The organism is Nocardioides zhouii (assembly GCF_004137345.1).
GTDB classification, from domain to species: domain Bacteria; phylum Actinomycetota; class Actinomycetes; order Propionibacteriales; family Nocardioidaceae; genus Nocardioides; species Nocardioides zhouii.
Map to the genome: position 1 here is coordinate 26,589 of NZ_SDWV01000028.1, position 24,170 is coordinate 50,758.

The 24,170-nt window shown below is 72.8% G+C and carries 22 protein-coding genes; 18 read left to right on the top strand and 4 right to left on the bottom strand.

The features are described from left to right. Positions 1–10: 10 nt before the first annotated feature. Positions 11–1,570, top strand: coding sequence for a phospholipase D family protein (locus EUA94_RS19975; RefSeq protein WP_129428608.1), 1,560 nt, complete (start codon positions 11–13; stop codon positions 1,568–1,570). Between the two features lie 6 nt (positions 1,571–1,576). Here EUA94_RS19975 and EUA94_RS19980 read toward each other — a convergent pair whose 3' ends face one another. Then, positions 1,577–2,221 (bottom strand): DUF3060 domain-containing protein, encoded by a 645-nt coding sequence (locus tag EUA94_RS19980; protein WP_129428609.1) that lies wholly within the window; start codon positions 2,219–2,221, stop codon positions 1,577–1,579. 46 nt (positions 2,222–2,267) lie between these two features. Further along, positions 2,268–3,011, bottom strand: coding sequence for a VOC family protein (locus tag EUA94_RS19985; RefSeq protein WP_129428610.1), 744 nt, complete (start codon positions 3,009–3,011; stop codon positions 2,268–2,270). 33 nt (positions 3,012–3,044) lie between these two features. Between EUA94_RS19985 and EUA94_RS22290 the strand changes: the two genes are divergently transcribed. Then, positions 3,045–3,884, top strand: coding sequence for a VOC family protein (locus EUA94_RS22290; protein WP_165357063.1), 840 nt, complete (start codon positions 3,045–3,047; stop codon positions 3,882–3,884). Here EUA94_RS22290 and EUA94_RS19995 read toward each other — a convergent pair. Continuing rightward, the gene (locus tag EUA94_RS19995; RefSeq protein WP_242495057.1) at positions 3,881–5,044 is read right to left on the bottom strand and encodes an acetyl-CoA hydrolase/transferase family protein; all 1,164 of its coding nucleotides are present in this window, start codon (positions 5,042–5,044) and stop codon (positions 3,881–3,883) included. The genes EUA94_RS22290 and EUA94_RS19995 overlap by 4 nt on opposite strands. Positions 5,045–5,288: 244 nt before the next feature. Between EUA94_RS19995 and EUA94_RS20000 the strand changes: the two genes are divergently transcribed. Next, positions 5,289–6,911 (top strand): ABC-F family ATP-binding cassette domain-containing protein, encoded by a 1,623-nt coding sequence (locus EUA94_RS20000; protein ID WP_129428612.1) that lies wholly within the window; start codon positions 5,289–5,291, stop codon positions 6,909–6,911. 27 nt (positions 6,912–6,938) lie between these two features. Here EUA94_RS20000 and EUA94_RS20005 read toward each other — a convergent pair whose 3' ends face one another. Further along, positions 6,939–7,982 carry an Ig-like domain-containing protein gene (locus EUA94_RS20005; protein ID WP_129428613.1) on the bottom strand — a complete coding sequence of 348 codons (1,044 nt, stop codon included), beginning with the start codon at positions 7,980–7,982 and terminating at the stop codon, positions 6,939–6,941. A gap of 169 nt (positions 7,983–8,151) precedes the next feature. Here EUA94_RS20005 and carA point away from each other — a divergent pair, with 169 nt between their 5' ends. The 15 genes from carA (at position 8,152) to fmt (ending at position 24,161) form a co-directional block, all read left to right on the top strand. Next, a complete protein-coding gene (carA, locus tag EUA94_RS20010) occupies positions 8,152–9,315 on the top strand; it encodes a glutamine-hydrolyzing carbamoyl-phosphate synthase small subunit (RefSeq protein WP_129428614.1) in 1,164 nt (387 codons plus the stop codon). Position 9,316: 1 nt separating this feature from the next. Then, a complete protein-coding gene (gene carB, locus EUA94_RS20015) occupies positions 9,317–12,643 on the top strand; it encodes a carbamoyl-phosphate synthase large subunit (protein WP_129428615.1) in 3,327 nt (1,108 codons plus the stop codon). Further along, positions 12,640–13,686, top strand: a complete 1,047-nt coding sequence (locus EUA94_RS20020) for a quinone-dependent dihydroorotate dehydrogenase (RefSeq protein ID WP_129428616.1) — start codon at positions 12,640–12,642, stop codon at positions 13,684–13,686. The genes carB and EUA94_RS20020 overlap by 4 nt, the downstream gene beginning before the upstream one ends. Continuing rightward, entirely contained in the window at positions 13,679–14,488 is an 810-nt protein-coding gene (locus tag EUA94_RS20025; protein ID WP_129428617.1) for an iron-sulfur cluster-binding protein, read from the top strand. The genes EUA94_RS20020 and EUA94_RS20025 overlap by 8 nt, the downstream gene beginning before the upstream one ends. After that, positions 14,485–15,318, top strand: a complete 834-nt coding sequence (locus EUA94_RS20030) for a beta/alpha barrel domain-containing protein (RefSeq protein WP_129428618.1) — start codon at positions 14,485–14,487, stop codon at positions 15,316–15,318. The genes EUA94_RS20025 and EUA94_RS20030 overlap by 4 nt, the downstream gene beginning before the upstream one ends. Next, a complete protein-coding gene (gene pyrF / locus EUA94_RS20035) occupies positions 15,318–16,142 on the top strand; it encodes an orotidine-5'-phosphate decarboxylase (protein ID WP_129428619.1) in 825 nt (274 codons plus the stop codon). The genes EUA94_RS20030 and pyrF overlap by 1 nt, the downstream gene beginning before the upstream one ends. After that, positions 16,139–16,585 carry a hypothetical protein gene (locus EUA94_RS20040; RefSeq protein ID WP_129428620.1) on the top strand — a complete coding sequence of 149 codons (447 nt, stop codon included), beginning with the start codon at positions 16,139–16,141 and terminating at the stop codon, positions 16,583–16,585. The genes pyrF and EUA94_RS20040 overlap by 4 nt, the downstream gene beginning before the upstream one ends. Positions 16,586–16,679: 94 nt before the next feature. Further along, positions 16,680–17,003, top strand: a complete 324-nt coding sequence (mihF, locus tag EUA94_RS20045; RefSeq protein ID WP_129428621.1) for an integration host factor, actinobacterial type — start codon at positions 16,680–16,682, stop codon at positions 17,001–17,003. Continuing rightward, positions 17,000–17,602 (top strand): guanylate kinase, encoded by a 603-nt coding sequence (gene gmk, locus EUA94_RS20050; protein ID WP_129428622.1) that lies wholly within the window; start codon positions 17,000–17,002, stop codon positions 17,600–17,602. The genes mihF and gmk overlap by 4 nt, the downstream gene beginning before the upstream one ends. Positions 17,603–17,617: 15 nt before the next feature. After that, the gene (gene rpoZ / locus EUA94_RS20055) at positions 17,618–17,929 is read left to right on the top strand and encodes a DNA-directed RNA polymerase subunit omega (protein ID WP_129428623.1); all 312 of its coding nucleotides are present in this window, start codon (positions 17,618–17,620) and stop codon (positions 17,927–17,929) included. Between the two features lie 13 nt (positions 17,930–17,942). After that, positions 17,943–19,160, top strand: a complete 1,218-nt coding sequence (coaBC, locus tag EUA94_RS20060) for a bifunctional phosphopantothenoylcysteine decarboxylase/phosphopantothenate--cysteine ligase CoaBC (RefSeq protein ID WP_129428624.1) — start codon at positions 17,943–17,945, stop codon at positions 19,158–19,160. Positions 19,161–19,243: 83 nt separating this feature from the next. Continuing rightward, a complete protein-coding gene (gene metK / locus EUA94_RS20065) occupies positions 19,244–20,446 on the top strand; it encodes a methionine adenosyltransferase (protein WP_129428625.1) in 1,203 nt (400 codons plus the stop codon). 138 nt (positions 20,447–20,584) lie between these two features. Continuing rightward, a complete protein-coding gene (locus EUA94_RS20070) occupies positions 20,585–22,600 on the top strand; it encodes a primosomal protein N' (protein ID WP_165357067.1) in 2,016 nt (671 codons plus the stop codon). Between the two features lie 83 nt (positions 22,601–22,683). Continuing rightward, entirely contained in the window at positions 22,684–23,229 is a 546-nt protein-coding gene (gene def, locus EUA94_RS20075; RefSeq protein ID WP_129428626.1) for a peptide deformylase, read from the top strand. Next, on the top strand, positions 23,229–24,161 hold the full coding sequence (fmt, locus tag EUA94_RS20080; RefSeq protein ID WP_129428627.1) for a methionyl-tRNA formyltransferase: 933 nt from the start codon (positions 23,229–23,231) through the stop codon (positions 24,159–24,161). Before def ends, fmt begins: the two co-directional genes overlap by 1 nt. Positions 24,162–24,170 lie beyond the last annotated feature (9 nt).

The following is a 24,170-nucleotide window of genomic DNA, read 5'->3' on the forward strand; positions in this document are numbered from 1 at the left end:
TGCTCCGAGGGTGACCGACCCCGCGGACTGGCTGCTCACCGCGAGCGAACGTGCCAACGCAGACACGGTGATCGACCAGCAGTGCGACGACGGCACCGCCTGGCTCGACGGCAACCTCGTCACGCCGCTGGTGCACGGCTCGGCGTACTTCGCCGACCTCCACGCCCGGCTCCTGGCCACCGAGCCCGGTGACCTGGTCCTCTTCACCGACTGGCAGGGTGACGCCGACGAGCGGCTCACCGGCGAGCCTGGCAGCGAGGTGCTCGAGGTGCTGGGCTCGGCCGACGAGCGCGGGGTCGACGTCCGCGGCCTGGTCTGGCGCTCGCACCTCGACCAGACCGGGTTCTTCGCCGCCGAGAACCGCCACCTCGGGGAGCGCCTGCAGCAGCGCGGCGCCGAGGTGCTCCTCGACATGCGGGTGCGCGCCGGCGGCTCGCACCACCAGAAGTTCGTGGTGATCCGCCACCGCGACGACCCGTCGCGCGACGTCGCCTGGATCGGCGGGATCGACCTCGCCCACAGCCGGCGCGACGACGCCGAGCACCGGGGTGACCCGCAGTCCGACCCCCTCGCCGACGAGTACGGCGACCGCCCGCCGTGGCACGACGTCCAGGTCCGGGTGCAGGGCCCCGCCGTGCATGCCGTCGAGACCGTCTTCCGCGAGCGGTGGGAGGACCCGACGCCCCTGAGCCGCAGCCCGCTGCGGCAGTGGGCCGACCGGCTGCGCCGCCTCGACACCAGCCCGGACCCGCTGCCTCCGCAGTCGCCTCCGCCGCCCGTGGCCGGGGCGCACCGCGTGCAGCTGTTGCGCACCTACCCGAACCTCCGGCACGGGCGCGACTACCCCTTCGCCCGGGGCGGCGAGCGCTCCGTGGCCCGCGGCTACACCAAGGCCGTACGCCGGGCGCGACGGCTGGTCTACGTCGAGGACCAGTACTTCTGGGGCGACGACGTCGCAGGCACGTTCCTGCCCGCGCTGCGCGAGCACCCGGAGCTGCGCGTGGTCGTGGTGATCCCGCTCTACCCCGACGTCGCCGGCAGGCTGTCCCGGCCCGCCGAGCTCCTCGGACGCACCCGCGCGCTGAAGGCCCTGATCGAGGCCGCTCCCGGTCGGGTGGCGGCGTACGGCATCGAGAACCACGCCGGCACGCCGGTCTACGTCCACGCCAAGGTGTGCGTGATGGACGACGTCTGGGCGAGCGTCGGCTCGGACAACTTCAACCGCCGCTCCTGGACCCACGACTCCGAGCTGTCCTGCGTCGTCCTCGACGAGGACTACGCCACCTCGCTGCGCCTCGAGCTGGCCGCCGAGCACCTCGACCGCGAGCCCGGCGACACCGACGACCTGCGCGACCCGTACGCGATGTACGACGCCTACGAGCATTCGGCAGCCGCGCTCGACGCCTGGCACGACGGTGGACGGACGGGGGAGCGACCGCCCGGGCGGCTGCGGACGCTGCCGCTGGAGGAGCTCGGTCCGTGGCAGGCACGGCTGGCGCAGCTCCCGCTGTCACACGTGCACGACCCCGACGGTCGTCCCGGCCCGCTGCGGGGCGGGACGGACTACTGACCCTCGTCAGTCCCGGCGCGGCCGGAGGTCGAGGACGTTGTCGACCCCGCGGTCGCGGACCGTCGTACGTCCTCGCGTGACGGTGACGGTGTTCCCGTCCCCGGTGAGGACGACGCGGACGGCGCGGGTGAGCGCGACGCTGCTGCCGGCACCGGTGATCCGGGTGCGGTACGCCTTGCGCGCCGTGACCGTGTCGGCCCCGCGCACGCGGAGCGCGTTGATCGTGTCCGCCGTCAGCGACGAGGAGCTGCTGGTGAGCTCCGCGCGCTCGACCAGCCCGGCGACGGTGACCGTCGACCCGGCGCCACTGAGCGCCAACGACCGGATGCTCGGGGCGGTGATGCTGGTGTCGGCACCGCCGACCTGTACCTCGGTCAGGGGCTTGGCGGTCACCGTGTTGCCGGCGCCGTCCACGAGCAGCCGCGTCGCGCCCGGCATCGTCACGGTCATCCCGTCGCCGGTCAGCCGGACCACGCCGCAGGGGCCGCGCAGGTCGTACTCGACGTCGTCCCAGGCCAGGACGGTCTCCGACCCGAGCTCGCACTGCACGGGGATGACGAGACCCGCCGCCTGGGCCGGTACCGCGGCGGCGCCGACGGCGACGGGGGTCAGGACGAGGAGCGCGGACAGGGCATTCCGGTGGAAGGACACATACCGAGAGTACGCATGTTCACCGGGCCGCGGGCCGTGCGTCGCGTCACACCGTCCGGGTGACCGTACCGGTCCGCGGGTCGCGGTCGGTGAGGCAGTAGACCTGGCCGCCGGGCGCCATCAGCACGGACCAGTAGGCGTGCACCGCCCGCACCGTCGCGCCCAGCCGGACATGGCGGTCGGTGTCGGCGGCGCGGTCGGCGGTGGCGAGGTCCGGGTGCGCCCGGCCCGGTCCGTCGGGATCGTCGAGGCGCTGGAGCAGGATGCGCGGCTGGTCCGGTGCCACGAGACGGGCAAAGCCGGGAGCGGTCGCCTCCTGCAGCTCGCGGCCGGTCAGGTCGCGCCAGAAAGCAACCTCCGTGTCCCACGACGACGACGGGATGTCGAGGCAGACCTGGTCGAGGATCGTGGACCCGTCGCGGACCAGGACGGGCCTGTCGTCGAGATGGTCGGCGAGCAGTGTCTGGCAGAACGTGAAGCCGCCGGGGGAGCGCATCACCTCGACGTCGTGGTAGGTCCAGGCGGTCGTGGCGCCGAGCTCGCGCGCCTGCTCGATGGTCGCCGGCCGGTCGACCGAGTCGAGGTCGAGGTGGAGCCCCGCGGGACCGTCGACGGCCTGCATCTTGACGTACGCCGACCCAGCCGCCGGCAGCAGCGTGAGGAACTGGCCGTCCTCGCCGCGTCGCTCGGAGACGCGCCACCCGGTGGCGGCCGACCAGAAGGCGACGGCCTCCTCGAAGGTGACGACCGGTGAGTCGAGGAAGACCTGGATCCACGGCAGAGGGGTCATGACATCGATCCTGACACCTCGTAGGTTCGACGGATGAGCGACGTCCCGCTGCTGCTGCACACGGTCCTCGACGCCCGCGACGTGCGGCAGGAGGCGGATTTCTGGCGCACGTTGCTCCGCCTGGTCTACCGACCCGGCGACGAGGCGCCGGGGGATGCCGACTGGCTGGTGCTGATCCACGACGACGGGCGCCGCTGCCTCGCGATCCAGGAGGTCGAGTCGCTGCCCGAGAGCAGCTGGCCGGAACCTGGACACCCGTCGGTGAGCCACCTCGACACCACCGTGCCCGACCGCGAGGCCCTCGACGCCGCCCACGAGCGCGTCCTCGCGCTGGGCGGCGAGCTCCGCCTCGACCGTACCGACGACCCCGCCGAGCCGCTGCGGGCGTACGCCAGTCCCGCCGGCCACGTCTTCTGCGTCTTCGTGGCACCCACGGCGCCCGGCGCCGCGCGTCGTACGCGAACGGGGACGTGCTCGTTCCGGCTGATGCCGACCGACGAGCTCGCCGAGGCGCCGTCCAGCCTGGTCGTCGACGAGGTGGCGGCCGGCCGGGCGACGCTGCTGACGTACACCTGGTGGCACCCGCGGGACGGTGAGCAGACGGGCACCCTCGTGCTCGGCGTCGCCGGCGACGATGGCACCGTCACCGCGTCCTGGGTCGACAGCTGGCACCAGCCGGACGTCGTGCTGCTGACCGGGACGGGCGACACGACCTCAGGATCGGTGGGCTACGACTACGCACCGGGGTGGCGGTGGGAGGTCGACGTCACCGTCGGCGAGGCGACCATCTCGATGGTCATGCGCAACGTCGTGCCGGAGGGCCAGGGCGGCCCGGCGGGGCCGTACGACGTGATGCGGGCGAGCTGGACCTAGGCCAGGCCGAGCGCCCGCGCCTCCTCCCACAGGTCCTCGCGCACGCTCGGGTGGGCGGCGTACTGGATGAGGTTGCGCGCCTGCTCGCGCTCGCTGCGCCCCCACATCCATGCGATGCCCTGCTCGGTCACCACCGCTCCGTGCTGGAACGACGTCACCGGCTCGTCGACCAGCGGCACGATCGTCGACACGTCGGCGCGCGGGTGCCAGCTGCGCAGCGCCATGAACGCCCGACCACCCGGCGAGTGGCTCGCGCCGACCGTGAAGTCGGTCTGCCCGCCGAACCCGCTGTAGATGCGTGCCCCGATCCGGGACGCGTTGGCCTGGTCGAACAGGTCGACCTGGAGGGCCGTGTTGATCGAGGTCATCGCCGGCTGCTGCGCGATCTCGGCCGGCGAGTTCGTCGTCTCGGTCCGCAGCATCCGGACCCGCGGGTTGTTGTCGACCCAGTCGTAGAGCTCCTGACTGCCGAAGACGAACGACGTACGCACGGGGGTGCCGCGGTCGAGCGCCCCCGCCTCCTCGAGGACGAGGACACCGTCGCTGAACATCTCGGTCCAGATCTTCAGTCCGCGGCGCTCGAGGACTCCGGCGATCGTCGCGTCGGGGACCTCGCCGATGCCCGCCTGCAGCGTCGCCCCGTCACCGATCTCGGCGGCCACCCGGGACCCGATGAGCCGGGCGTCGTCGCCCGGCACCCGACCGGTGTGGGTGGTGAGGGGTGCGTCCACCTCGACACCGAGGTCGAGGTCCTCGACCGACACCTCCGCGTCACCGAAGGTCCACGGCATGCGGGGGTTGAGCATCGCGACCACCAGCGCGCCCCGCTCGCGGGCGGCCTCGATGGCGGCGGGCAGGACGTTGACCTCGAGCCCGAGCGAGACCAGTCCGTTGCGCGGCGTCGTGGTGTGCACGACGACCACGTCGGGTGCCAGTGGGCCGTGGAAGAGCCGCGGCACCATGGACAGCCGGCAGGGGACGTACGCCAGGCGGGGGTGGCGCCGGAAGCCTGGTCCGACGAACGTCGTCTCCGGCACGACCCCGTCGTGCATCGGCAGGTCAGGCTGGGCGTTGAGGGCGTGGAGGCGGGCTGCAGGGAGCTCCGTCAGCAAGGGACCGAGCAGGGCCACGGGGGAGGCGAAGTTGCCGCTCGTCACCACCCGCGGGTCGTGGTCGAGCGCACCGCAGTGCTCCCGCACCTCACGGACTCCCTGCTCGAGCTCGACGACACGCATGGACCCAGCGTGTCAGCACGCGCCACAAAATGAATGGGCCGTTCGGGCCCTCGGTCCTAGGCTGGTCGCACCATGTGGATCCAGGACTGAACCGACTCGCGTCCGCGGCGGCGCACCAGTGCGCCCTCCTGCCCGGCGAGTCACCCTCCTGACGCCGAAGGACCACCGCATGTCCGAACCGACCACCACGCTCGCGCCGCTCGTCGTAGCCGGGCTGTCCGTCACCTTCCCCGACCGCGCCGTCCTGACCGGGATCGACCTGCTCGCCCAGCCCGGCCGCCGGATCGGGCTCGTCGGGGAGAACGGCGTCGGCAAGTCCACCCTGCTCCGGGCCGTGGCTGGCCGGCTGCCCGACCGCGCGCAGGTCTCGGGGACGATCGAGGCGCCCGCAGACCTCGTGCTGCTGGGGCAGGAGCCGCCCTTTCGGGACCGGGCCACCGTCGCCGAGGTCCTCGCGATGACCCTCGCGCCCCTGCGCACGGCGGTGGCCGACGTCGAGCGGCTCGCGGCCGGGGTGGGCAGCGCGGTCGGCGCCGCGGCGTACGGGCGCGCCCTCGAGCTCGCGGTCGCCCACGACGCGTGGGACGCCGACCGCCGGGCGTCCGTCGCGGCCGCTCGGCTCGGGCTCGACCACCTCGATCCCGAGCGGGCCGTGGGGACGCTGTCCGGAGGTCAGCGCACCCGTCTCGCGCTCGCCACGATCATGACCACCCGGCCGACGTGCCTGCTGCTCGACGAGCCCACCAACCATCTCGACGACGAGGCGATCGAGGTGCTGACCGGCTTCCTGCTCGAACTCCCGGGAGTCGTGCTGCTGGCGAGCCACGACCGGGTGCTGCTCGACGACGTCTGCACGGACCTCGTCGACCTCGACGCCGGCGAGCTCGGCACGGACGGGAGCGGCGGGCGCCGGTTCGGCGGCAGCTGGAGCGCGTACGAGGCCGCGCGCGCCGAGGCCCGTCGGCGCTGGGAGCAGACGTACGCCGAGCAGCAGGAGGAGCTCACCCGCCTGCGCGCCGCCACCCGGATCGGCACCGGCGCGATCGCGCACGATCGGGGCCCGACCGACGGCGACAAGTACATCTACTCGTGGAAGGGCGGTCGGGTCGACCAGACCCTGGCCCGCCGCAAGAAGGACGCGCAGCGACGGCTCGACATCGCCGAGCGCGAACAGCTGGGCAAGCCACCGGCGCCGCTACGGTTCCGAGGTGAGCTGACGACCACCGCGTCCGGGCGGCTCGTCCAGGCGCGCGACGTGGAGGTCGCGGGTCGGATGCGCGTCGACCGGCTCGACCTCGCGGCGGGGGAGCACCTGCTCCTCACCGGAGCCAACGGGTCGGGCAAGTCCACCCTGCTGGGCGCCCTGTCCGGGCGGCTGGCCGCCACCCGCGGCTCGGTCGACGTCTCCGCCCGCACGGTCCGCGAGCTCACCCAGGACCCGAGTCCCTCCGACCCGGCGCGCTCCGCGCTGGCGACGTACGACGCTGCTGTCCGCGACCTCGCCGACCCGCCGCGCCTCCGCGAGCTCGGACTGCTGCACCCACGCGACCACCGCACGCCTGTCGGCAGCCTGTCGGTCGGCCAGCGGCGGCGGCTGCAGCTGGCGGTCGCGATCGCCGCCGCGCCCGACCTGCTCCTGCTCGACGAGCCGACCAACCACGTCTCGCTCGCCCTCGCCGGCGAGCTCGAGGAAGCACTCGGCGCAGCACCCGGCGGGGTCGTGCTGGCCTCCCACGACCGGTGGCTGCGGCGCCGCTGGGAGGGACCAGAGCTGGGCCTGACTCAATGGTGATGACTGCCGGGGGGACACGTGCCGACGTCAGAGGCGGCGCACCACGAGCAGGACCTGGTCGCTCGACCGCTGTCCAGCAACTGTCGCGGTGAGGACGAGCGTGTACCTGCCGTCGGGCGCCGGTCGGCCGCGCACCTTGCCGTTCCACGTGATGGTGCTGCGTCCGGCAGTCGCAGCCTGAACGACCCTGGCCACCGGCCGTCCGTTGCGCCGCACCTCGAGGACGACGCCCGCGTCGCGGGTGAGTGCGTACGCCAGCCGGACGCGGCGCCCGGCAACGGCAGTCAGTCGCGCGGTCGACGAGACGACGGCGAGTCGGTCGACCAGGGTGACGGGTCCCGCCGGTCCGACCGGCCCGGTCGCGCCCGCTGCCCCGGCCGGGCCGGTGGCGCCGACAGCACCGGCCGCGCCGGCAGGGCCTGTGGCTCCGTCAGCGCCGTTCTCCCCGGCCGGCCCCGCTGGACCCGCCGGCCCCGCAGATCCAGCAGGTCCCTGCGGCCCGGACTGGGCTGGGAGCACGGTGAGGTCGAAGGGAGCGACCTCGGCCTGGCACGAGGCGGCACCACAGACGCTGGTGGCGCGGAAGGAAAAGGTGTCCGGTCCGGTGTATCCCGTGCCAGGTGTATAGGTCACGCGGCCGCTGTTGATGTCCGCAATCCCGAGCGCCCCGTGCTGCGGGGCCTGGGTGATCGAGAGGGACGTGATCGGGTCACCTGCCGAATCACAGACCAGGCGCAGGACGGTGGAGGTGCCGGGCGCCACGGACTGGGAGTCGGCCCAGCAGGTCGGCGCGGTGCCCGCGCCGATGACCATCGACACGGTCCGGACGGGGCTGAGCTCGTCGGAGCCGCCGCTGCCGCTACCAGGAGAAATTCCGCGGTAGGTGAACGAGTCCGGGCCCGACTGACCGGGGGCCGGTGTGTAGACGACCCAACCATCCGTGCTGGTGCCACCCGGGGCGATGCTCAAGGTGCCTTTCGTGGGCCAGGACGCGATGAGGACGTCGGGCGAGCCCGCCCCCGTGCCGCCGGAGCACTCGACGAGGAACGGCAGTGCCGCGTTGTGGAGCACGCCCACGTTCATGTCCGAGCAGGTGGGCGCGACAGCGGGCGCGTCAGCGCTTCGACACACCCCGGCCGGTGGACACGATGCCCTCCGGGGGCTGCTCCGCTGGTAGGGTCGGCGGCGGTTCGAACATCCTTTAACGATCCGTCCCGTGAGGCGGAGAAGGAGGTACGGCATGGCTCTGCCTGCCCCAGCCCAGTCCCGATCAGCCCCGCCCGGATCAGCACTGCTGGTCCTCGAGGACGGCCGCACCTTTCGCGGCGAGTCCTTCGGTGCCGAGGGCGAGACCTTCGGCGAAGCGGTCTTCTCCACCGGCATGTCCGGCTACCAGGAGACGCTGACGGACCCCAGCTATCACCGCCAGGTCGTCGTGATGACGGCCCCGCACGTCGGCAACACCGGCATGAACGACGAGGACCCGGAGTCCTCGCGCATCTGGGTGGCCGGCTACGTCGTCCGCGACCCCGCCCGCGTGCCGTCCAACTGGCGCAGCGTCCGCGGGCTCGGCGACGAGCTCCGCGACCAGGGCGTCGTCGGCATCAGCGGCGTCGACACCCGCGCGCTCACCCGCCACCTGCGCGAGCGCGGCGCGATGCGCGTCGGCATCTCGACCACCGAGGCCGACCCCACGCTCCTGCTGCAGCGGGTGCTGCAGTCGGGCGAGATGGCCGGCGCGAACCTGAGCGAGGCCGTCTCCACCGCCGAGGCGTACGTCGTCCCGGCCCAGGGCCAGCGCCGGTTCACCGTCGCCGCGATCGACCTCGGCATCAAGGCCAACACGCCCCGCATGATGAGCGAGCGCGGTATCGAGGTGCACGTGCTCCCGGCGACCGCCACGCTCGCCGAGGTGCAGGCCATTGGCCCTGACGGGCTCTTCTTCTCCAACGGCCCGGGCGACCCGGCGGCCACGACCGCGCAGGTCGAGCTGCTCCAGGGCGCCCTGCGCGCCGGCATCCCCTACTTCGGGATCTGCTTCGGCAACCAGCTCTTCGGCCGCGCGCTCGGCTTCGGCACCTACAAGCTGAAGTACGGCCACCGCGGCATCAACCAGCCGGTGATGGACCGCACCACGGGCAAGGTCGAGGTCACCGCGCACAACCACGGCTTCGCGGTCGACGCGCCGCTCGAGGGCAGCACCACGACCGAGTTCGGTGAGGTGACCGTGAGCCACGTCTGCCTCAACGACGACGTCGTCGAGGGCCTCGAGCTCCGTGACGCCGACGGCGCGCTGACGAGCTTCTCCGTGCAGTACCACCCGGAGGCGGCGGCCGGTCCGCACGATGCGGCGTACCTCTTCGACCGCTTCGCCGATCTCATGTCCGAGCGGAAGGTGGCCTGACATGCCCAAGCGCACCGACATCCAGAGCGTGATGGTCATCGGCTCGGGGCCGATCATCATCGGCCAGGCCTGCGAGTTCGACTACTCCGGCACCCAGGCGTGCCGGGTGCTCCGCGAGGAGGGCCTGCGGGTCGTCCTGGTGAACTCCAACCCGGCCACGATCATGACCGACCCCGAGTTCGCCGACGCGACGTACGTCGAGCCGATCACGCCGGAGTACGTCGAGAAGGTCATCGCCAAGGAGCGCCCCGACGCGCTGCTCGCGACCCTCGGCGGCCAGACGGCCCTCAACTGCGCGATGGCGCTCGACAAGGCCGGCGTCCTCGAGAAGTACGGCGTCGAGCTAATCGGCGCGTCCATCGAGGCGATCGAGCGCGGTGAGAACCGCCAGCAGTTCAAGAAGATCGTCGAGCAGCTGGGCGGCGAGAGCGCCCGCAGCACCATCTGCCACACGATCGACGACCTGCTCGAGGCGGCCGAGGACCTCGGCTACCCGATGGTCGTGCGGCCCTCGTTCACGATGGGCGGCACCGGCTCCGGGATGGCGTACGACGAGACCGACCTGCGCCGCATCGGCGGCTCCGGCCTGGCCGCCAGCCCGACCACCGAGGTGCTCCTCGAGGAGTCGATCATCGGCTGGAAGGAGTACGAGCTCGAGGTCATGCGCGACCGCATGGACAACAGCGTGATCGTCTGCTCGATCGAGAACCTCGACCCGATGGGCGTGCACACCGGCGACTCGATCACCGTCGCGCCCGCCATGACGCTCACGGACCGCGAGTACCAGGCGATGCGCGACCTCGCCATCGGCATCATCCGCGCGGTCGGCGTCGACACCGGCGGTTGCAACATCCAGTACGCCGTCAACCCGGCGGACGGCCGCCTCATCGTCATCGAGATGAACCCGCGCGTCTCGCGATCCTCCGCGTTGGCGTCCAAGGCGACCGGCTTCCCGATCGCCAAGATCGCCGCGAAGGTCGCCATCGGCTACACGCTCGACGAGATCACCAACGACATCACGCGGGAGACGCCGGCGTCGTTCGAGCCGACGCTCGACTACGTCGTGGTGAAGGTCCCGCGCTTCGCCTTCGAGAAGTTCCCCGAGGCCGACCCGACGCTGACGACCCACATGAAGTCGGTCGGCGAGGCGATGGCCATCGGCCGCAACTTCACCGAGGCGCTGCAGAAGGCGCTGCGCTCGCTGGAGAGCAAGCACGCGCCCTTCGACTGGCACAAGGAGCACGTCGAGCTCGACAAGGACGCCCTGCTCGCCGAGATCGCGGTGCCGCACGACGGCCGGCTCAAGAAGGTCATGGACGCGATCCGGGCCGGCGCGACGCCGGAGGAGGTCTTCGAGGCCACCAAGATCGACCCGTGGTTCCTCGACCAGCTCGCGCTGATCAACGAGGTCGCGGTGCAGCTCATCGACGCCACCGAGCTCACCCCCGACCTGCTGCGCCGGGCCAAGCGCCACGGCTTCTCCGACGAGCAGATCGGCAAGATCCGGGGCTTGAGCTCCGACGTGATCCGCGGCGTGCGCCACGCGCTCGGCATCCGGCCGGTCTTCAAGACCGTCGACACCTGCGCGGCCGAGTTCGCCGCCCAGACGCCGTACCACTACTCGTCGTACGACGAGGAGACCGAGGTGCAGCCGCGGGCCGAGGGCAAGGAGGCCGTGATCATCCTCGGCTCCGGGCCCAACCGCATCGGCCAGGGCATCGAGTTCGACTACAGCTGCGTCCACGCCTCGATGGCGCTGGCCGAGGCCGGCTACGAGACGATCATGGTCAACTGCAACCCGGAGACCGTCAGCACCGACTACGACACCTCCGACCGGCTCTACTTCGAGCCGCTGACCCTCGAGGACGTCCTCGAGATCGTCCACGCCGAGACGCTCGCCGGCCCGATCGCGGGCGTCGTGTGCCAGCTCGGCGGCCAGACACCGCTCGGCCTGGCGCAGGGTCTCGCCGACGCCGGCGTGAAGATCGTCGGCACGTCGCCGGAGTCGATCCACCTCGCCGAGGAGCGCGGCGCCTTCGGTCGCGTCCTCGCCGACGCTGGCCTGCCGGCGCCCAAGCACGGCACGGCGACGTCGTACCCCCAGGCGCAGCGGATCGCCCACGAGATCGGCTATCCGGTGCTCGTGCGGCCGTCGTACGTCCTCGGTGGACGCGGCATGGAGATCGTGTACGACGACGGCGCGCTGGAGGCCTACCTCGAGAAGTACGTCGCCAACGGGCTGATCAACGAGCGCCAGCCGGTGCTGGTCGACCGGTTCCTCGACGACGCGGTCGAGATCGACGTCGACGCGATCTTCGACGGCGAGGAGCTCTTCCTCGGCGGCGTGATGGAGCACATCGAGGAGGCCGGGATCCACTCCGGGGACTCCTCGTGCGCACTCCCGCCGATCACCCTCGGGCGCGAGGAGATCGACCGGATCCGGAGCTCGACCGAGGCGATCGCCCGCGGGCTCGACGTGCGGGGGCTGCTCAACATCCAGTTCGCCCTCGCCTCAGACGTGCTCTACGTCCTCGAGGCCAACCCGCGCGCATCGCGGACGGTGCCGTTCGTCTCCAAGGCCACGGCCACGCCGCTCGCCAAGGCGGCCGCCCGGGTGATGCTCGGTGAGTCGATCGCCGACCTGCGGGCGATCGGCCTGCTGCCCGCCGAGGGCGACGGTGGCCACCTGCCCGACGGCTCGCCGATCGCGGTGAAGGAGGCGGTGATGCCCTTCGACCGCTTCAAGACCGCCGACGGTCGCACCGTCGACTCGCTGCTGGGACCGGAGATGCGCTCCACCGGCGAGGTGATGGGCTTCGACGCCACCTTCGGCACCGCGTTCGCGAAGGCGCAGGCCGCGGCGTACGGGTCGCTGCCGCTGACGGGCAAGGTCTTCGTGTCGGTCGCCAACCGCGACAAGCGGCACATGATCTTCCCGGTCAAGCAGATCGCCGACATGGGCTTCGAGATCCTCGCGACCGCCGGCACCGCCGAGGTGCTGCGGCGCAACGGCGTCCGGTCGACGGTGGTGCGCAAGCACTCCGAGGGCGAGGGTCCTGACGGCGAGCCCACCATCGTCGGGCGGATCTGGGCGCGGGAGGTCGACCTGGTCATCAACACGCCGCACGGCGCGACCAGCGGCGGCTCGCCTCGCGCCGACGGCTACGACATCCGCACCGCCGCGGTCTCCACCGACATCCCGTGCATCACGACCATCCAGGGCCTGGGTGCCGCAGTGCAGGGGTTGGAGGCGATGCGCCGCGGCGACATCGGGGTCCGGTCGCTGCAGGACTGGGCCACGCTGACAGCGGAGGCCCGGGACGCGTGAAGGCCTATGACCTCCTCTTCGACCAGGCACTGACCCGGGTCGACGCGGAGCGGATCCACCACGCCGCGTTCCGGGCGATCCGGGCCGCCGAGCCCGTGACGAGTCGGCTGATCGGTGCACCCCGGACCGGTCTGGTCGAGGCGATGGGGCTCGCCTTCCCGCACCCGCTCGGCCTGGCCGCGGGGTTCGACAAGAACGCCGTCGGCATCGACGGGCTCGCAGCCCTGGGCTTCGGGCACGTCGAGATCGGGACGGTGACGGGGGAGGCCCAGCCCGGCAACCCCCAGCCGCGGCTCTTCCGGCTCAAGGCCGACCGCGCGATCGTCAACAGGATGGGGTTCAACAACGACGGCGCCGAGGTGGTCGCGCGTCGGCTCGCCGGCTGGCGCGCGCAGGGCGGTTCGACCCTTCTCGGTGTCAACATCGGCAAGACCAAGGTCGTGCCCGAGGAGGAGGCCGTCCGCGACTACGAGAAGTCGGCCGGACTCCTCGCGCCCCACGCCGACTACCTCGTCGTCAACGTGTCCTCGCCCAACACGCCCGGCCTGCGCGACCTGCAGGCCGTCGAGAAGCTCGAGCCCCTGCTGGCCGCCGTACGCCGTCGCGCCGAGGAGGCCAGTCCCGAGCGCCGGGTGCCTCTGCTGGTGAAGATCGCGCCCGACCTCAGCGACGACGACGTGCTCGCGGTGGCCGACCTGGCGCTGGCGTCCGGCCTCGACGGGATCATCGCCACCAACACCACGATCAGCCGCGCCGGCCTGGCCAGCCCGGAGGATGCCGTCGAGGCGATCGGCGCCGGTGGCCTCAGCGGGCGCCCGCTCACGCAGCGGTCGGAGGACGTCGTACGCCTCATGCGCGGGCGGGTCGGTCCCGACCTGACGCTGGTCGGCGTGGGTGGCATCACCACGGTCGACGACGCGCGCCGGCGCCTCGCGGCGGGCGCGAACCTCCTGCAGGCCTACACCGCGTTCGTCTACGAGGGCCCGCTGTGGCCGCGACGCATCGTGCGGGGGCTGACCCTGCCTCAGGCGCGTGATGTCTGAGGTGCAGGGGCCGGTGCACGTGGCGGCCGAGGTGGTCGCCACCAAGCGCATCGGCGGCTACCGCCACCTGACCCTCACCGCGCCCGGCGTGCCGGAGCGCTTCCGCGCGGGCAACTTCGTGGCGGTGACCGTCGACGGCCACGTCGCCCGACGCGCCCTGTGGGTGCACCGGGTCCGCGCGTCCAGCGCGTTCGGCCCGACCCTCGACGTCGTGGTCGAGGTGCGCGGCACCGGCACCGCGTGGCTCGCCGCCCAGCCGGTCGGCGCGCGGATCGCCCTCACCGGGCCGCTGGGTCGCGCGTTCGCGCTGCCCAAGGAGGCCGTCTCGTGCCTGCTGGTCGGCGAGGGGTACGCCGCCGCGCCGCTCTTCCCGCTGGCCGAACGGCTCCGGGAGCGCGGCTGCGCGGTCTCGATGGTCGTGTCGGCGCCCGACGAGGCGCGCCTGCTGTCCGCGCTGGAGGCAAGGCGCTCGGCGCGCTCGGTCACCGTCCTCACCGCCGACGGGTCCGTCGGCCAGCGTGGCACCCCGGCTGACCACCTCGACGACCTCGTACGCCGCAGCGAGGCCGACGTCGTCTACGCCGCCGGCCCGCCGTCCGTCCTGCGCGCCGCGGCCGGTGCCGCCGAGCGTGCGGGTGCGTGGAGCCAGGTCGCGGTCGAGGTGCCCACGCCCTGCGGCACCGGGCTGTGCCACGGCTGCCCGCTGTCGGTGGTGGGGGAGGACGGCGTCGACCGCGTCGTCCGCGCCTGCGCCGAGGGACCCGTCGTCCGGGGCGACCGCGTGCGTTGGGACGCTCTGTGACCACCCCGATCCCGGGACCGGTGATGGTCGCCGCCGGCTGTGGCGGCACCGGCCGGGAGCTGGCTGCGTACTCCGGTCCCGACGGCCTCGACGGCCTCGACTTCGTGACCCGCTCGATCACCCTCGACGCCCGGATGGGCGGCCCCGGGCCGCGGGTCGAGGAGGTCCCCGGCGGGCTGGTCAATGCGGTCGGCCTGCCCAACCCGGGTCTCGAGCACTTCCTGGCGACCGAGCTGCCGTGGCTGGTGCGCGCGGGCGTACGCGTCGTCGTGTCGATCGCCGGCTCGACGATGGGGGAGTACGCCGACCTTGCGCGCCGGCTCAGCCGCGCCCCGGGCGTCGCGGGGCTCGAGGTCAACGTCGGCGCGCCCGACGAGGTGGGCGTCGGTCTCTTCGAGGTCCGCGAGCCCTACCACTCGGCCAGCGTGATCGCGGCCGTACGCCGTGAGTTCCCCGCGGACCGCCCGGTGCTCGCCAAGCTGCGCCCCGACGTGTCTCGCATCGTCGAGGGCGCCCGCTCGTGCCACGAGGCCGGCGCCACCGCCGTCGTCATCGGCAACGCCGTCCCGGCCGCCTTCCCCGACGGTCGCTCCGGCGGACTGAGCGGTCCGGCGATCGCGCCCGTCGCGCTGCGGTGCGTTGCCGAGGCGCACCGCGCGCTGCCCGACCTGCCCCTCATCGGCTGCGGCGGCGTGCACGACCTCCGCTCGGCCAACGCCTACCTCGACGCCGGCGCGACCAGCGTCCAGGTGGGCACCGCCCTGCTCCACGACCCGACGACCGTGGCCCGGCTCCGGGCCGACCTCTCGAGATCCCACCAGGAGATGTGATGACCGACTTCGGCACCCGGCTGGCCCGCGCGATCGAGGAGCGCGGCCGCTTCTGCGTGGGCATCGACCCGCACGTGGCGCTGCTCCAGCAATGGGGCCTGTCCGACGACGTCGCCTCGCTCGAGCGGTTCGCGCTGACCGTGGTCGAGGCCGTCGCGCCGGTGGTGGGCGTGGTCAAGCCGCAGAGCGCGTTCTACGAGCGGTTCGGCAGCCGCGGCGTCGCCGTGCTCGAGCGCGTGATCGCCGAGTCGCGGGCGGCAGGCGCGCTGGTGCTGCTCGACGTCAAGCGCGGCGACATCGGCTCGACCAGCCAGGCGTACGCCGACGCCTACCTCGACCCCGCGTCACCGCTCGCGTCCGACGCCATCACCGCGAGCCCCTACCTCGGGTTCGGCTCGCTCGACCCGATGGTCGAGGCCTGCCGCCGCCACGACGCCGGCCTGTTCGTCCTCGTGCTCACCTCCAACAAGGAGGGCCCGGAGGTCCAGCACGCCCGCGGCGCGGACGGCACGGTCGCCGGCGTGGTCCTCGACCACCTCCGTCGCCTCAACGCCGACGCCCGGCCGATCGGCTCCTTCGGTGCGGTCATCGGCGCCACGATCGGGTCGACGGAGGAGGACCTCGACATCAACGGCCCCTTCCTCGTCCCCGGCTACGGCGCGCAGGGCGGCACGACCGACGACCTGCGCCGGATCTTCGGCAGCGCGGCACGCTGGGCGCTGCCGAGCTCCTCGCGCGAGGTGCTGGCCGCCGGCCCCGACGTCACTGCACTTCGCGACGCCGCGCGACGCGGCAACGACGCCGTGCGAGGGTTGGACGCGTGATCCGAGCCCTCGCAGCCGTCCCCCTGCTCCTGCCGGCCTGCCTCGTCCTCACCGGCTGCTCGGACGACCCGCAGGCCGACTACTGCGACACGGTCACCGAGCACCAGGTCGAGCTCTCCGAGATCGCCGCCTCGGAGGACGCCGGTGCCCTCTTCGGCGCCCTCGACACCTACGACGAGCTGCGCGAGCAAGCGCCGCGTGACATCGCCGACGACTGGGACGCGGTGATCGACCCGCTCCGCGAGCTCGAGCAGGTGCTCTCGGACCACGGCGTCGACCCGTCGTCGTACGCCGCCGACGAGCCGCCCGCCGACCTCGACGACGCAGGTCGCCGGGAGATCGAGGCCGCCGCCCGCGAGGTCGGCTCCGAGCAGACGGTGACCGCGATGGGGGCAGTCGAGCAGCACGCGCTCGACGTGTGCGGCACGCCGCTCTCGCGCTGAGGCGGGCGCGATTGCCCACCGCGTCGCGCTCTGACTAGATTGACCCGCACCAACCTGCACGACCCACCCGCACCTCTGCATAAGGATCTTCTTCGTGGCCCTGCCCCCTCTGACGCCCGAGCAGCGCCAGGCAGCCCTGGCCAAGGCAGCGGCCTCCCGTCGCGAGCGCGCCGAGGTCAAGAACCGACTCAAGAACTCCGGTGGCTCGATCCTCGACGTCCTCGTGGAGGGCCGGACCAACGAGGTCATCGGCAAGATGCGGGTCGTCGAGCTGCTCCAGTCGGTGCCCGGACTGGGCCGCGTACGCGCCCGTCAGGTGATGCAGCGCCTCGGCATCGCCGAGAGCCGCCGGGTGCGTGGCCTGGGCGTCAACCAGGTCGCGGCGCTCGAGCGCGAGTTCGGCCCCGACGCCTCGTGATCGAGTCCGGACGGGGCAACCCCACCCGTCGCTCGCGGCTGATCGTGCTCGCCGGCCCGACCGCCGTCGGCAAGGGCACCGTCGCGGCCGACGTACGCCGTACGCACCCCGAGGTCTGGCTCTCCGTCTCCGCCACGACCCGGCCCCCGCGTCCCGGCGAGGAGAACGGCGTCCACTACTGGTTCGTCTCCGACGAGGAGTTCGACGCGATGATCGCGAAGGGCGACCTCCTCGAGTGGGCGGTCGTCCACAAGGCGGCGCGCTACGGCACGCCGCGCGGACCCGTCGACCTCGCCCTGGCCTCCGGACACCCCGCGATGCTGGAGATCGACCTGCAGGGCGCCCGCCAGGTGCGCGAGACGATGCCCGACGCGCTGTTCGTCTTCCTCAAGCCGCCATCGTGGGAGGAGCTCGTACGCCGCCTCGTCGGTCGCGGCACCGAGAGCGAGGCCGAGCGGGAGCGCCGGCTCGAGACCGCGCGGGCCGAGCTGGCCGCCGAGAGCGAGTTCGACGTGACCATTGTGAACCACGAAGTTCACGCTGCGGCCGAGCAGTTGGTATCCTTGATGGTTGGATCCAATTCCTCCTCATCTGACTAGCGAGGCATTATCACTGTGGCTTCTCCCACCATCGCCGCCGAGGGCGTCACCAACCCCTCGATCGACGACCTGCTCACCAAGACCGACAGCAAGTACAAGCTGGTGCTCTACAGCGCCCAGCGGGCCCGTCAGATCAACGCGTACTACTCCCAGCTCGGCGAGGGCCTGCTGGAGTACGTCGGCCCCCTCGTCGACACCCACGTGCAGGAGAAGCCGCTCTCGATCGCGCTCCGAGAGATCAACGACGACCTCCTGACCTGCGAGGACATCGACCCCGCCGCCGAGGCCGCTGCCGCTGAGGCCGCTGCCGGTGGCGCCACGGAGTGACGCGAGCCTCACGATGACCGCACGGGTCGTCCTGGGCGTCTCCGGCGGGATCGCGGCCTACAAGGCGTGTGAACTGCTGCGTCGCTTCACCGAGTCCGGCCACGACGTGACCGTGGTGCCGACGGCCTCCGCACTGGAGTTCGTCGGCGCCCCCACGTGGGCCGCGCTCTCCGGCAAGCCCGTGTCCACGGAGGTCTGGACCGACGTCCACGTCGTCCCGCACGTGCAGATCGGGCAGCACGCCGACGTCGTCGTCGTCGCCCCGGCGACCGCGAACCTGCTCGCCAAGGCGGCGCACGGGCTGGCCGACGACCTGCTGACCACCACGTTGCTCACCGCGCGCTGCCCGGTCGTGTTCGCACCGGCCATGCACACCGAGATGTGGGAGCACCCCGCCACGCAGGCCAACGTCGCGACGCTGCGCCAGCGCGGCGCGATCGTGATCGAGCCCGCCGAGGGCCGGCTCACCGGCGCCGACACGGGCAAGGGCCGGCTGCCCGACCCCACCGAGATCTTCGAGCTGGTGCGCGGCGTGCTCGACCGCGGCGCCGGGTCGTCGACCGACCTGGCCGGCCGCAAGGTGGTCGTGTCCGCCGGCGGAACCCGCGAGTACCTCGACCCGGTGCGCTTCCTCGGCAACCGCTCGTCCGGGCTCCAGGGGTACGCCCTGGCCCGGGCCGCCGCCTCACGAGGCGCGCACGTCACGCTCGTGAGCGCCAACGTGTCGCTTGCCGACCCGGCCGGCGTGAGCGTCGTACGCGTCGAGACGACCGAGCAGCTGCGGGAGGCCGTCGTCGCTGCCACCGCTACCGCGGACGCGGTGGTGATGGCCGCCGCGCCGGCTGACTTCCGGCCGACGGCGGTGAGCGACGCCAAGATCAAGAAGGCCGACGACGGCTCCGCGCCGGGCATCGAGCTCGAGCAGAACCCCGACATCCTCGCCGAGATCTCCCACGACCGCGCTCGCCCGGGCGCCGTGATCGTCGGGTTCGCCGCCGAGACCGGCGACGCGACCGGCTCCGTGCTCGAGCTCGGCCGCGCCAAGCTCGCCCGCAAGGGCTGCGACCTGCTCGTCGTCAACGACGTCAGCGGGGGAGCGGTCTTCGGCAGCTCCGACAACGAGGCCGTCGTCCTCGGCGCCGACGGCGCGTCCGTCGAGGTGCCCCACGGCAGCAAGACGGCGCTCGCCCACGTCATCTGGGACGAGGTCCTCCGGCGATTCGCCGACTGAGACCAGCGTCCCGGATGCTGGGCAGCAGGTAGTTTTTACTCGACCGATCCCCATCAGCTGTGTCTGGAAGAATTGAGAGCAACGTGGCAGGACGCCTCTTCACCTCGGAGTCCGTGACCGAGGGTCACCCGGACAAGATCGCCGACCGCATCAGCGACTCCGTCCTGGACTACCTCATGTCCGAGGACCCCGACCGCGCCAACCTGCGCGTGGCCGTCGAGACCCTCCTGACGACCGGCCTCGTCGTCGTGGCGGGCGAGGTGCGCACCACGGCGTACGCCCCCGTCGCCGACATCGTGCGCAAGGCGATCCTGGAGATCGGCTACGACTCCTCCGACAAGGGCTTCGACGGCACCACGTGCGGCGTCCAGGTCGCGATCGGCGCCCAGTCCAGCGACATCGCGGCGGGCGTCGACGCCGGCCACGAGTCCCGCGTCGGCACGTCCGAGGACGAGCTCGACAAGCGCGGCGCCGGCGACCAGGGCCTGATGTTCGGCTACGCCTGCGACGACACCCCCGAGCTGATGCCGCTCCCGATCACGATCGCCCAGCGCCTCGCGCAGCGGCTGACCGAGGTCCGCAAGGACGGCACGCTCGCCTACCTCCGTCCCGACGGCAAGACCCAGGTCACCATCGAGTACGACGAGGACGACCGCCCGGTGCGCATCGACACCGTCGTCCTCTCGACCCAGCACGGCCCCGAGGTCGAGCACGCGCAGCTCGAGGCCGACATCAAGCAGCACGTCATCGACCCGGTCCTCAGCGCCTTCGACCTGCCCTCCGACGGCTACCGGATGCTGGTCAACCCGACCGGCACCTTCGTCATCGGCGGCCCGATGGGCGACGCCGGCCTCACCGGTCGCAAGATCATCGTCGACACCTACGGCGGGATGGCCCGCCACGGCGGCGGCGCCTTCTCCGGCAAGGACCCCTCGAAGGTCGACCGCTCCGCGGCGTACGCGATGCGCTGGGTGGCCAAGAACGTCGTGGCCGCCGGCCTCGCCCGCCGCTGCGAGGCGCAGGTGGCGTACGCCATCGGCAAGGCCGCGCCCGTCGGTGTCTTCATCGAGACCTTCGGCACCGGTGTGGTCCCGGACGAGCAGATCCAGGACGCCGTGCTCGAGGTCTTCGACCTCCGTCCGGCCGCGATCATCCGCGACCTCGACCTGCTGCGCCCGATCTACGCCCAGACCTCGGCCTACGGCCACTTCGGCCGCGAGCTCCCCGACTTCACCTGGGAGAACACCGACCGCGCCGACAAGCTGAAGGCCGCCGTCGGCATCTGATCCTGTGCTGTAGGAGTCACCGCTTGAGCGGGGACTCCCGCGCGGGTAGGCCGTTGCAACGGCCCAACCGCGCAGGAGTCCGCACACCTCCTCCACCGGCGGGCACGGCTGTCCGAGCCCGCTGACACAATCGCGGCCATGACGTCCCACGAAGCCCCGGAAGCAGACATGCTCCCGGGGCTTCGTGCTGCCGTGGACGATGCGAAGGCCAAGGCCGCGGCGACCCGCCGCCGTACGGCGGCCGCCTGGGAGCCCGCCGAGGTCGACCCGGTGGCGCGGGTGCTGGTCGACCTCGCGCTGGCCCACCTCGACCGCCCGTTCGACTACGCCGTGCCGCGGACGATGTCCGACACGGCGGTGCCGGGGGCGCGGGTCAAGGTGCGCTTCGCCGGTCAGGAGGTCCTCGGCTACGTCGTCGAGCGGGCCGCCGAGACCGACCACACCGGCACCCTCCAGCCGCTGCGGCGGGTGGTGAGTCCCGAGCCCGTCCTCGCGCCCGAGATCGCCGAGCTGAGCGGCACGCTCGCCCGGAGGTACGCCGGCGCCCGGTCCGACGTGCTGCGGCTGGCCGTCCCGCCCCGCCACGCCACCGCCGAGAAGGCGCCCTCCGTTCCCGCGCCGGCGCCGCCCGACGTGGCGCCGCAGTCGTGGGGTGAGGTCGAGCACGCCGAGCCCTTCCTCCGCCGGCTCGCCGCCGGTGAGACGCCCCGGGCGGTGTGGTCCGCCGCGCCCGCCGACGACTGGCCGCGGATGATCGCCGAGGCCGTCGCGACGACGTACGCCGCCGGGCGCGGCGCACTGGTCTGCGTCCCCGACCACCGCGACGTCGCCCGGGTCGACGCCGCGCTTCTCGAGCTGCTCGGGGAGGGCCACCACGTCTGCCTCACCGCCGACGGCGGGCCGGCGGCCCGCTACCGCGACTTCCTGTCGGTGTCGCGCGGCGCCAGGCGGGTCGTGGTCGGCACCCGGTCGGCGGCTTTCGCGCCCGTCCACGACCTCGGCCTCGTCGTGCTGTGGGACGACGGCGACGACCTGCATGCCGAGCCGCGCGCTCCCTATCCGCACACCCGCGAGGTTCTCCTCGCGCGGGCCGAGCAGCAGTCGACGGCCGCGCTGCTCGGCGGCGTGGCCCGCACACCCGAGGCGCAGCAGCTCCTCACCACGGGGTGGGCGCACGAGCTGGCGGCCTCGCGGGAGGTCGTCCGGCGACGGGTCCGCGCCGAGGCCGTCGCCGCCGAGGACCGGCAGGTCGGCACCCGCATCCCCCGGGCGGCGTACGACGCCATCCGGCGCGGGCTGGAGTCCGGCCCCGTGCTCGTCCAGACGCCCCGCGCGGGCTATGCCGCGTCCTTGGCCTGCGACACCTGCCGTACGCCCGCCCGATGCTCGGCCTGCACCGGCCCGCTGGTCGTGTCCGGACCGACCGTGCCGCCCCAGTGCCGCTGGTGCGGCCATGTGGAGGCGGCCTGGGCGTGCAGCGCCTGTCGGGGCCGCGGCCTGCGCGCACCGGTCCGGGGCGAGGCCCGTACGGCCGAGGAGCTCGGCCGGATGTTCCCGGGCACGACCGTACGCAGCAGCTCGGGCGAGCGGGTCCTCGAGCGGGTCGGTGCCACGCCCGACATCGTCGTCGCGACCGTCGGGGCCGAGCCCGTGGCCGCCGAGGGCTATGCCGCCGTTCTCATCCTCGACACCTGGCTGACGTTGGCCCGCGACGACCTCCGCGCATCCGAGGAGGCACTGCGCCGCTGGCTCAACGCCGGGGCCCTGGTGCGGCCGGGCGGGCACGTCGTGGCGGTGGGCGACCCCGCCCACCCGGCGCTGCAGGCGCTCGTGCGGTGGGACCCGGCCGGCTTCGCGCGGCGCGAGGTGGAGGAGCGGTCGCAGGCGCACCTGCCCCCGGCCGCCCGGATGGCCATAGTGACCGGCGACCTCGGGGCGCTGGACGACGTCCTCCACCTGCTCGACCTGCCCGAGGGCACCGAGGTCCTCGGTCCGGTGCCGTTCGGCAAGGGCGAGAGCGAACACCGGGTGCTGCTCCGGGTCCCGAGCGCGGGCGGGGAGCGCCTGTCCGGCGCCCTGGGCGACCTCCAACGAGTGCGCTCGGCGCGCAAGCTCGACCCGGTCCGCATCCAGGTCGACCCGCTCACGGTCTAGCCCTCATCCGCCGATCTCTCGCCTGCTGCGCGACCGCGTCGACCGGTGGATGAGGGCTGCTCGCGCATCCCTAGACTCGCGCCATGGCCGTCCAGCCCATCCGCCTCTTCGGTGATCCCGTGCTCCGCCAGCGAGCGCTCGAGGTCGACAGCTTCGACCGTGAGCTGTGCCAGCTCGTCACCGACCTCACCGACACGATGGTCGCTGCGCCCGGCGCCGGGCTGGCGGCACCGCAGATCGGGGTCGGCCTGCGGGTCTTCACCTGGCACGTCGAGGGCGAGCTCGGCCACCTGGTGAATCCGTCCCTCGAGCTCTCCGACGAGACCCAGGACGGCGCGGAGGGATGCCTGTCCCTGCCTGAGCTCACCTACGACTGCCTGCGCGCGCTGCGCGTCCTCGCGACCGGCTTCGACATGCACGGCGAGCCGCAGCGCATCGAGGCGTCCGAGCTCCTGGCGCGGGCGATGCAGCACGAGACCGACCACCTCGACGGGATCCTCTTCATCGACAAGCTCGACACGGCCGCCCGCAAGGCCGCGATGAAGGAGATCCGCGAGTCCGAGTGGTTCGGCCTCGAGCAGCCGACCGTCCGGGTGAGCCCCCACGCGACCAACGGCCTCGGCCTCTGATGCGGGTCGTCTTCGCCGGCACCCCCGAGGTCGCCGTACCCGCGCTGGACGCCGTCGCCGCCAGCCGCCACGAGCTGGTCGGCGTCGTGACGCGTCCCGACGCGCCCAGTGGTCGCGGCCGCAAGCTGGTCGCCAGTCCGGTCGCGCAGCGGGCCGACGAGCTCGGCGTACCCGTCCTCAAGCCCGAGCACCCGCGCGACCCGGACTTCCGGGCCGCACTGGCCGACCTGCGCCCCGACGCGTGCCCGGTGGTGGCGTACGGCGCGCTCCTGCCGCAGTCGGCGCTCGACCTCGTGCAGTACGGCTGGATCAACCTCCACTTCTCGGTGTTGCCGCACTGGCGCGGCGCCGCCCCGGTGCAGCACGCGCTGTGGGCCGGCGACGAGTTCACCGGTGCCACCACCTTCCGCATCGTGAAGGCGCTGGACGCCGGTCCGGTGTTCGGGGTGATGACGGAGCGGATCCGTGCCGACGACACCGCCGGGGACCTGCTCGCGCGACTCGCCGAGGGCGGTGCCGGGTTGCTGGTGCAGACGCTCGACGGGATCGAGGACGGTTCGCTGGAGGCGCGCGAGCAGCAGGAGGACGGGGTGTCCTTCGCCCCGAAGATCCGGGTCGATGACGCTCGCATCGACTGGACGCACACCGCGGTCGCGATCGATCGGCAGGTGCGCGCCTGCACCCCGGCACCCGGCGCCTGGAGCACGTTCGAGGGGGAGCGGATCAAGATCGGCGCCGTCGCGCACACCGACGAGCCGGCGCTGGAGCCGGGTGTCCTCCAGGTCTCGAAGAACGCCGTCCTCGTGGGCACGGCCACCACGCCCGTCCGGCTCGGCGACGTGAAGGCGTTCGGGAAGAAGCAGATGGCTGCGGCCGACTGGGCCCGCGGCGTACGCCTGGAGTCGGGCGTCCGGTTCGATTCTGGCGACTAGGTTGGGTGC

What these genes read in the sequence shown, in the direction of transcription:
- coaBC (WP_129428624.1), top strand. Translation starts at nt 17,943, where the DNA reads ATGACCGCACGGGTCGTCCTGGGCGTCTCCGGCGGGATCGCGGCCTAC.
- EUA94_RS22290 (WP_165357063.1), top strand. Translation starts at nt 3,045, where the DNA reads ATGAGCGACGTCCCGCTGCTGCTGCACACGGTCCTCGACGCCCGCGAC.
- EUA94_RS20025 (WP_129428617.1), top strand. Translation starts at nt 13,679, where the DNA reads ATGTCTGAGGTGCAGGGGCCGGTGCACGTGGCGGCCGAGGTGGTCGCC.
- carB (WP_129428615.1), top strand. Translation starts at nt 9,317, where the DNA reads ATGCCCAAGCGCACCGACATCCAGAGCGTGATGGTCATCGGCTCGGGG.
- EUA94_RS20070 (WP_165357067.1), top strand. Translation starts at nt 20,585, where the DNA reads ATGACGTCCCACGAAGCCCCGGAAGCAGACATGCTCCCGGGGCTTCGT.
- fmt (WP_129428627.1), top strand. Translation starts at nt 23,229, where the DNA reads ATGCGGGTCGTCTTCGCCGGCACCCCCGAGGTCGCCGTACCCGCGCTG.
- carA (WP_129428614.1), top strand. Translation starts at nt 8,152, where the DNA reads ATGGCTCTGCCTGCCCCAGCCCAGTCCCGATCAGCCCCGCCCGGATCA.
- EUA94_RS19985 (WP_129428610.1), bottom strand. Translation starts at nt 3,011, where the DNA reads ATGACCCCTCTGCCGTGGATCCAGGTCTTCCTCGACTCACCGGTCGTC.
- pyrF (WP_129428619.1), top strand. Translation starts at nt 15,318, where the DNA reads ATGACCGACTTCGGCACCCGGCTGGCCCGCGCGATCGAGGAGCGCGGC.
- def (WP_129428626.1), top strand. Translation starts at nt 22,684, where the DNA reads ATGGCCGTCCAGCCCATCCGCCTCTTCGGTGATCCCGTGCTCCGCCAG.
- EUA94_RS20000 (WP_129428612.1), top strand. Translation starts at nt 5,289, where the DNA reads ATGTCCGAACCGACCACCACGCTCGCGCCGCTCGTCGTAGCCGGGCTG.